The following is an 8,721-nucleotide window of genomic DNA, read 5'->3' as shown; positions in this document are numbered from 1 at the left end:
CGAATGCATAATCACTGAGAAGAAGCGAGAGTTTTAAAGCCCGGAAGGTGAAGCAGGATAAATTTGAATAAAGAGCATTTGCCGCCGTCGGTTCAAATCTTTCGCCATATTCTGACAGAAACCAATGGTTTCGAAGTCAGAATATGGCGGAAGATTTAGAACCGCTACGAGTGGCAAGCAGCGCGAGCGTACTTTAGTCAAAATTATCTTGCTTCACCCCCAGAGATTGAAAAAGGAGAAATATGGCAAAAGGAAAGACAACAGCATTTTTTTGCAAAGAATGCGGATATGAAACAAGCAAATGGTTAGGACAATGTCCGGGATGTAAAGAATGGAACACATTTGTAGAAGAATTAGTCACAAAGAAAACAAAGGGACTTACGGGAAGAAATATACTTGAAAGTAAACCGGTTGTAATCAATGAGGTTGATGTAGCAGATGAAGAAAGAATATCAACAGGATTTTCGGAACTAGACAGAGTATTAGGCGGAGGAATTGTACCCGGCGGAATGGTGCTTGTAGGAGGAGACCCGGGTATTGGAAAATCAACGCTATTGTTGCAAGTATGCAGAAACCTGTCAAATGATGGAAAAAAAGTGCTTTATATATCAGGTGAAGAATCAGTTAAGCAAATAAAATTAAGAGCAAACAGAATAGGAAAATTTAATGACAAAATGCTCCTTTTGTGCGAAACAAGTCTTGATACAATTGAGGAACAGATAAAGGTATGTAAACCGGATATTGTTGTTATTGATTCGATTCAGACAATGTATCGTGAAGAAGTAGGTTCGGCACCAGGAAGTGTAAGTCAGGTAAGAGAATCTACAAACGCTCTCATGCAGGTCGCAAAGGGAAGTACAATTCCAATGTTTATAGTAGGTCATGTAACAAAAGAGGGGGTTGTGGCAGGACCAAGAGTGTTAGAGCATATGGTAGATACAGTTCTTTATTTTGAAGGAGACAGACATGCTGCTTACAGAATTATAAGAGGTGTAAAGAATAGATATGGTTCTACAAATGAAATAGGAGTATTTGAAATGAGAAGCGAAGGATTAGAGCAGATACTTAATCCTTCAGAATTTATGCTTGAGGGAAGACCTACAGATGCTTCGGGTTCAGTTGTAGCCTGCCTCATGGAGGGAACACGTCCTATTTTAGTGGAAATACAGGCACTTCTAACAAGAAGCAATTTTGGTATGCCGAGAAGAACTGCGGTGGGAACTGATTACAACAGAGTAAATCTTTTGATGGCAGTTTTAGAAAAAAGAATAGGTATTCAAATGGGAGATTTTGATGCTTATGTAAATGTTGCAGGAGGAATGAAAATATCTGAACCTGCACTTGACTTGGCTCTTGTAATGGCTATGCTATCAAGTTATAAAAACAGAGTCATTGAAGCTGATACAATATTTTTTGGTGAAGTAGGTCTTGCAGGTGAAATAAGAGCAGTTGCAATGACAGATCAAAGAGTTGCAGAAGCAAAAAAATTAGGATTTAAACGCTGTGTTCTTCCAAAGGTATCAATAGATAGCTTAAAAGATACTAGTGGAATAGAATTAATAGGCATTAGTAATGTAAAAGAAGCACAGGATTTAGTTTAAAGTAACTAAAAGAATTAATAAGGCAAAATTTATAGAATAAAAGTTAAAATTACAAATTAGCAATATATACGATAGAAATTAATAATTAATTTTGAATAAGATAATAATTAATTGTAAATGGTAAGAAAGTATATGGTGCCTGGACAAAGATAAAATCTGTAAAAACTAAAAAATAAAAAAGTATATACATAATTATAAATAAACCTGAAATTGATTTTAATTTTGCTAATAAATGTAAAGTGGAAGAATATATCAATTTCAGGTTTTTTATAAAAATATCTAAACAAAACAGTTGAGGAATGTCACATATTAATGTATAATATTTTGTGAGGTTCTAAATAATATGCACATTATGCATTAAATTTGTGAACTTATAAAGTAACAAAACAAATAAATGAAGGGAGAGTACAATGAGACAAAATGTAAAACGAACAATTGCATTTGCTGAAACTGTAGCAATGATTGCAACATTGACAGTAGGAATTACATTTGGCAACGCAACACAAGTAAAGGCGGATATAACATCCAGAACAAATAATATTCATATTGATACTTCAATTCCAATTTCATCTCAGGGTGAAACAGTAGGTTATGAATTTACAGTTGAAAAAGATGGGTACTATATGTTGTACACACAGGGAGAGGATGATACATACGGAACTTTGTATGTAAAGGAAGGAACAACTTGGAAAGAACTTATCCATGATGATGATGGTGATGACGGCGATTCAAACAACTTTCTTTTAACAGCTACATTATATAAGGATAAAGAATATAAGATAGATGTTAGAGAATATGATAATAACAATTTTAGCACAGAATTATTTGCAACAGAATATACACCAATAATTAATGGGGTAAATTGTAGTTCTAATGTATATGCCAGGGTAGGTGATACAGTTGAATTGAAAACATATGCTGAAGATCAATATGGAAATCATATTGAGGATTTAGGAGATCTTGGAATAACATATAGATGGTATATGGAAGATGATGAGACAAGTAAAATTGACGAGTTAGGTACCGGAAGTTTTTATACAGTTAACAACGTAACGGAGCATATATTTAATGAAGTTACATACAAAGTTGATTGGCGTTATGGCGAATATAATGATACGCTTGAGTTTTATATATATGATATAGAATATTCTTATAAAATTAACTCAGATAATAGTGGCAATATATACGCAAGCCAGGGAGAATCTGTTTCATTAAATATTAAAGTTGAAAATTATAAAAAAGAAGAAGTTGACCCGGATGAAGAGGGAATTACTTGTACTTGGTATAAATGTAATGATGATGAAAGAAAAGAAATAGGAAAAGGAAAAAGCTATACAATTGATAGCGTTGAACAAAATGATTTCTATGATGAAGATTCAAATATAAGATATCGTTGTATAATCAAAAAAAATGATAAATTTATTGATGCAACTACATTTTATATTTACGACAGAGTTTATGCATATGAAACACAGAGTATATGGATAAGAACAATGGCAGGACAGAGTTGTATACTTGAAGCTAATGTTGCTAATGCAGAAACATATAATGAAGTTAATCCTGCAAATGAAGGAATAACTGTAAAATGGTATAAGTATACAGGAAAGGGATATTATGATAGTGACGATGACGATTATTATTATGAATATGGTGATCCTGTGGAAGTTTCTTCAGATGGATTTATTTTATTAAACAATTTATCTGAAAAAGATTTTTATAGAAATGGCGATACAAGTACATATTGGACATATGCAATCTATAAAAACGGGAAAAAGATAGATGAATCAGATGCATATATTAGTAAAGAAGATGCTGATTTTTCAGGTGTTACTGAAATGAAAGTTGTATATGCAAATGAAGGAAGTTCAGCGACACTTGTTCCGGACGTTTACGAAAATGGAACAAAAGTATCATTAAATAAAAATTATATATGTGAATGGTCAAATGAAAAGGATGAAAATCTTGGAACAAAATTAGTTTATGACATAAGTAATGTAACAACAACTAATATTTATTCATATCAGAATCCTGTTTCCTATTATTGTGATGTTTATAAGGTAAGTTATGATGGAGATGGAGAGTATAGAGAGCGTATTGGATATACAAGATTTATTATTGTTAGAGGTAACTCACAGATAAATCAGCCAAATCAACCGAACCAATCAGGTCAGCCAATAACATTACCGGGACAGAATAATGTAACAACACCGACAACAAACAATACAGTAGGCAATGCAGCAAAAGATACAACAATTAAAGAGACAGTTAAAGGAAATGTTTTAAAAGCCGGTAAAGAAAGTATAAAGATTTCTATTAAGAAAATCGCAAAAGCAAAAGGATATCAGGTACAGGTTTCTACTTCAAAGAAATTTAAAAAGAAAGTAACAATTACTAAATTAACAAAGAAAAATAGCATTGTTATTAAGAAATTAAAGAAAAAGAAACAGTATTTTGTAAGAACAAGATCATATACAATTGTTAAAAAGAAAAAGAAATTTGGTAAATGGTCAAAAGTAAAAGCTATTAAAACAAAATAGAAAAATGTTTATAAAGTAGTGTCGGTATAAAAGAAAATAATTAAATTTATTTTCGGAAATATATTAATGCCAATACGGCAAACTGAATTATAAACTTATAAAATGAAACCTTCAGTGTCATTTGAGCACTGAAGGTTTTTTACAAGGTGTTGTTTATGAAATTAAATTTAAATAAGTTTATGTAAAAATAAAAAATCGTGTTAAAAACACGATTTTTTTATAACAGGGGTGGAAGGAATCGAACCCTCCTCTGGAGTTTTGGAGACTCTTATTCTACCGATGAACTACACCCCTAAAGGTTGCTGTGCGTTAAGCACTTGATATTTATATCACAAATAGAGAATATTGTCAAACAAAATATTAATAAAAGTGTTTTTATTAATTTGAATAAAAAAATAACACCTGCCTATAAAATAAAGGGTTGCATAATAAAAACAGTTCAATTACAATGAGGAAGAAGAAAGAAGTCGTTAAATTCCTAATATAATTATATCAAATACCTTCATATTTTATTAGAGACCCCAATCAATTAACGAACTTCTTTAAAATAATGAGCGTTTGCAATCGAAAGATTTGTGAATGCTCATTTTCTTTTTGGCGTTATTTATTATTTAAATTATTGAGATTATATATTGTAAAATGAAAGATTAGATAATGAATGTTTTCTGTTTATATTATTACTTATCTCTAAAAAATTTTTATGTGAAGTTTATTTAAATAAAAGATTAGATAATACTAATATTTATTCTTATATTCTATGGAAAGAAAGTGCCAAATTTGATATTATATACATAGGGACTTTTAAGGAGAAAAAAAGAATGTACGATACTGTAGCATATATATACAAGGATTATCGAATCGAATTTAAAGAAGAAGGGTCTCAGGTTTGCGGAGAGGCTTTTTATCCGGGAGAGATATTACCGGTTGGAACAATTGCAGGACATTCATATAACTCTAAAGACGAAAATGATATTTCGCATATAAAGGACAATTCACTTCATATAGATATGCTGATTGTAAGCGAAAAGCATAATGGAAAAGGGGTAGGTTCAACCCTTATGAAGATGATGATGTTATATGTTGAAAAACGTAAATTTAAACATGTTACTACGAATCCAACACCAATAGATGGTAGGACAACAAAACAATTGGAGAAATTTTATCATAAATTTCATTTTAGTACGGGAATTATGATAAAAAGAATTGAATTTGTAGATGACAAAGATATGTTTGAGTTAGATCGTGACGAGAATAATGAAGAAGAATTCGAGACTCAGAAGATAAAAAATATTAACCATGATGTTGAAAAGGCTGTAAGCTCACAGAAGGCGGGTAGTTATAATGAAGAAGAAGTTATCGAAGGACTTCAGCCTGTTGAGAAGATTGAACTTAAAGAAAATATACAGGCAGCGCTTAGAGTATTAGACGAGGAAGCTCATAAGATAGAAATGAAAAAAGTTATGCTTGAAGAGATATCTAATGCGAATGGAATAGAAGAATCTTTATATGAGTCAGAACAGGATGTTGAATTAAAAGAAGAAGCTACTAATAAAAGAACGGCTTCTGATAATGCTAAAATATCTTTAAAACAAGATGACGATAAGAAAAAACAGGAACTAAAGACTGAATGCAAGATAAGCGATAAATTGGAAGATGATTTTGCTAAAGAGGAAAAAGACGATTCTGCAGAGCATTTAGAAGAAAAAACGGGCTCAGAGGAAAAAGCAGCTTCACAAGTTAACCATATTCCGAATTCTTACAATATTGGTATATTGACAACAATCTATTATGTAGAGGAAAGATTGCCAAAGAAGAGCGATATTCTTGACATAAGCTCAAGATTTGTAGCACAGAAAGCTTATTTTGAACAGAAAGGTCACAAAGTTACTTCTGTTAATTCCATAGATTTAACAGAATTTAATGATGAGAGTTTTGATGTTGTACTTGCAGTTGAACCTATGGATAAATTAAAGACAAAAGAAGAACAGGTGTCATTTCTTAAAGAAGCATACAGAGTGTGTAAAGTAGGCGGAAGAGTTTTCGTTTCATTTACTTCTAATGATATGATGCTTGCAAATGAAATTTTAAATTACGATCCTGATTTTCTTAAATCTGAAAATGTAGACAAGAAAACAATGAAGATTCTTCATGGAAGCAAAACTACATTTACCATAGATGAGATGGAAGATGTAATTCATTCAAGTGGAATGGAATTTACAAAAAGATTTGCCATGGATGGAATTGGTTCTATGATGACTGAACAAATTGATGCAATGAATGATAGTCAGTTTAATAAATGGATGAGTTATCATTTATATGCGTGTGAGAAAGAGCATGGAATAGGATACAGTTCATCAATTGTTTATATAATTAAGAAAATAGACTTAAGTGTTTAGAATAATTAAGAAAAAGAACTTAACTAAAGATGAGAAAAATAGACTTAAATTTTTACAACTAAAATGAATTTAAGTGATTAGAATCATCAATAAATATCAAATATAAAATGCGGTGGTAGCGGTAATTTGCCTGCCACCGTATTTTATTACAAATTTTTCTGAAATAATTTTACAAACTTTAGTGCAAATTTCGGCAAAATACTTGTTTGATTAGTAAAAATAAAATATAATTAAAACGTTATTGGGAAAAACAAAGGAGAGGGTTTTATGTTAAGAAAACAATTATTTAAACAGGTAGCAGTCTGTGTTTTAGCTGCCGGAATGATTATGTCAAACATACCATGTACACAGGTTAATGGTATATACGCAAGTGTTGATGTTACAAATAGTGTAACAGTAAATTTAAGTCAAAAGATTCAGGTTGTAAGTGCAGATTCAAAAAGTGTTTTATACAAATTTGTACCAACACAGACAGACACATATGCTTTATTTAGTGAGGGAAATCAAAGTGTCCATTGCAACATCTTAAATTCCACAGGCGATGTAATATCTAATTTTTATCCAATGGATTCAGAAGGAATCAATTTTTGTACAAATTATGAAATGAAAGAGGGACAGGTTTATTATTTCCAGATAATAAGCGAGTCAGGAAATCCTTTAAACACAAGTGTTACGCTTAGAAAATATTCTGACGTTTCATTGAAAGTTGATTATTTGGGAGATAGTAAATCTAATCATGTAAAAATTCCTGTAATATTAGGAAAGCCTGTGACAGTTAGTTTAAATGCCAAGGTTACATCAGCAACAGGAACAATTACATATTCATGGTATGCATATGATAAAAATATGGATTTGACATATTTGCCAAATGAAAAAGGTGAAACATTAACAATAAATCAGGTTAATGAGCAGAGCCCAATAGGATACAGATGTGTTGTTTCAAATGGAATCAATTCAGAAATATTTGAAATAGAACTTTTGTCAAATGTTTCAGTATCAGAATTTGAAAAAAATAATGAAGAGATTTTCTTGAATGATTCAAAGAAAGTGGCATTTAGAGAGAACGGGACTAAGCAGATAGTTTTTAAATTTGTGCCAAATACAGACGGACAGTATGCTATGTATTCTAGTGAATCAGAAGAAAATAACGGACCTGCGACACGTTGTGATTTATATGATGAAACAGGAAAGTACATTGATTATAATGAATATGGAAATGGAAAGAACTTTGTAGTTATCGACACTCTTGAAAAGGATAAAACTTATTATTTTGTTATAAGTAGCAACGAACAAAACTACAATTCATTTAGAGTAACTTTGAAAAAGTCTGATGATGTTAAATTGAAAATTAATTATTCTGCAAATTATGATGTAGAAAATAACAGATATAATATTATCTGCAAAGAAGGCGAAAATATTTCAATAGGAATTGGAGCAATTATATCTTCAGATATTGGAACAATTACATATAAATGGTTCAATGGAAATTCTCTTATAGAGGGAGAAAACAATGCAACAATTTCTATAAATAATGCAAATTCAGACAACGCCGGATTATATTATTGTCAGGTAACAAATGGAATGGATACAAAAATATTTAAGATTTTGTTGATAGTAAATAAGGTTGAGGATGTTACAACAAAGACAGAAACTACAACAAAGACAGAAACTACAACAAAGCAGGAAGAGGTTACAACAAAACAGGAAGAGACTACAACAAAGGCAGAAGCTACAACTGTAGTAAACAATACACAACAGACAACAACTGCAACAACACAGACTACAACTAATAAAGCGAATACAACAACGGTAAATGGAACACAGCAAACGACGCAGACATTAGACGCAGGCACACAGACAATTGTAGGAACTGGAAAAATAAAATCAGCTGTTAAGAAAGCAAGAGCAAAGAAAGTTGTTATTAAACTTAAAAAAGTAAATGGTGCTTCAGGATATGAGATAAAAGTATCAACATCAAAGAAATTTGCTAAAAAGACAACAAAAACAGTAGATGCAAAGAAGTTATCTGTTACAGTTAAAAAGTTACAACCAAATAAAAAATATTTTGCCAAAGTAAGAGCGTATGTTATCGTTAATGGAACAAAAGTATATGGCAAATATTCAAAGGCTGTAAAGATTAAGTTAAAGTAAGACTTGAAAAATAAGTTGTATTGAAAACTAAATTGT

General features: G+C 31.0%; 4 protein-coding genes and 1 tRNA gene. 4 read left to right on the top strand and 1 reads right to left on the bottom strand.

The window, feature by feature from the left end:
- Window positions 1-242 precede the first annotated feature (242 nt).
- Both radA and ABMA45_RS10905 read left to right on the top strand, forming a co-directional pair.
- Window positions 243-1,601 (top strand): DNA repair protein RadA, encoded by a 1,359-nt coding sequence (gene radA / locus ABMA45_RS10910; protein ID WP_022089925.1) that lies wholly within the window; start codon window positions 243-245, stop codon window positions 1,599-1,601.
- 410 nt (window positions 1,602-2,011) lie between these two features.
- Window positions 2,012-4,138: a hypothetical protein gene (locus tag ABMA45_RS10905; RefSeq protein WP_022089924.1), complete on the top strand. Its 2,127-nt coding sequence runs from the start codon at window positions 2,012-2,014 to the stop codon at window positions 4,136-4,138.
- Between the two features lie 223 nt (window positions 4,139-4,361).
- On the opposite strand, the gene ABMA45_RS10900 is transcribed toward ABMA45_RS10905, so the two are convergent.
- Window positions 4,362-4,432 (bottom strand) — tRNA-Trp (locus ABMA45_RS10900).
- 524 nt (window positions 4,433-4,956) lie between these two features.
- On the opposite strand from ABMA45_RS10900, the gene ABMA45_RS10895 reads away from it, so the two are divergent.
- A complete protein-coding gene (locus ABMA45_RS10895; protein ID WP_022089923.1) occupies window positions 4,957-6,534 on the top strand; it encodes a bifunctional N-acetyltransferase/class I SAM-dependent methyltransferase in 1,578 nt (525 codons plus the stop codon).
- A gap of 267 nt (window positions 6,535-6,801) precedes the next feature.
- Window positions 6,802-8,685: an immunoglobulin domain-containing protein gene (locus ABMA45_RS10890; RefSeq protein ID WP_022089922.1), complete on the top strand. Its 1,884-nt coding sequence runs from the start codon at window positions 6,802-6,804 to the stop codon at window positions 8,683-8,685.
- Window positions 8,686-8,721: the final 36 nt, after the last annotated feature.

It is taken from the genome of Eubacterium sp. CAG:156 (genome assembly GCF_000434315.1).
Lineage (GTDB): Bacteria > Bacillota > Clostridia > Lachnospirales > Lachnospiraceae > Eubacterium_U > Eubacterium_U album.
The sequence above is the reverse complement of the archived record's forward strand: the minus strand, read 5'-3'. Positions and strand labels throughout refer to the sequence as shown.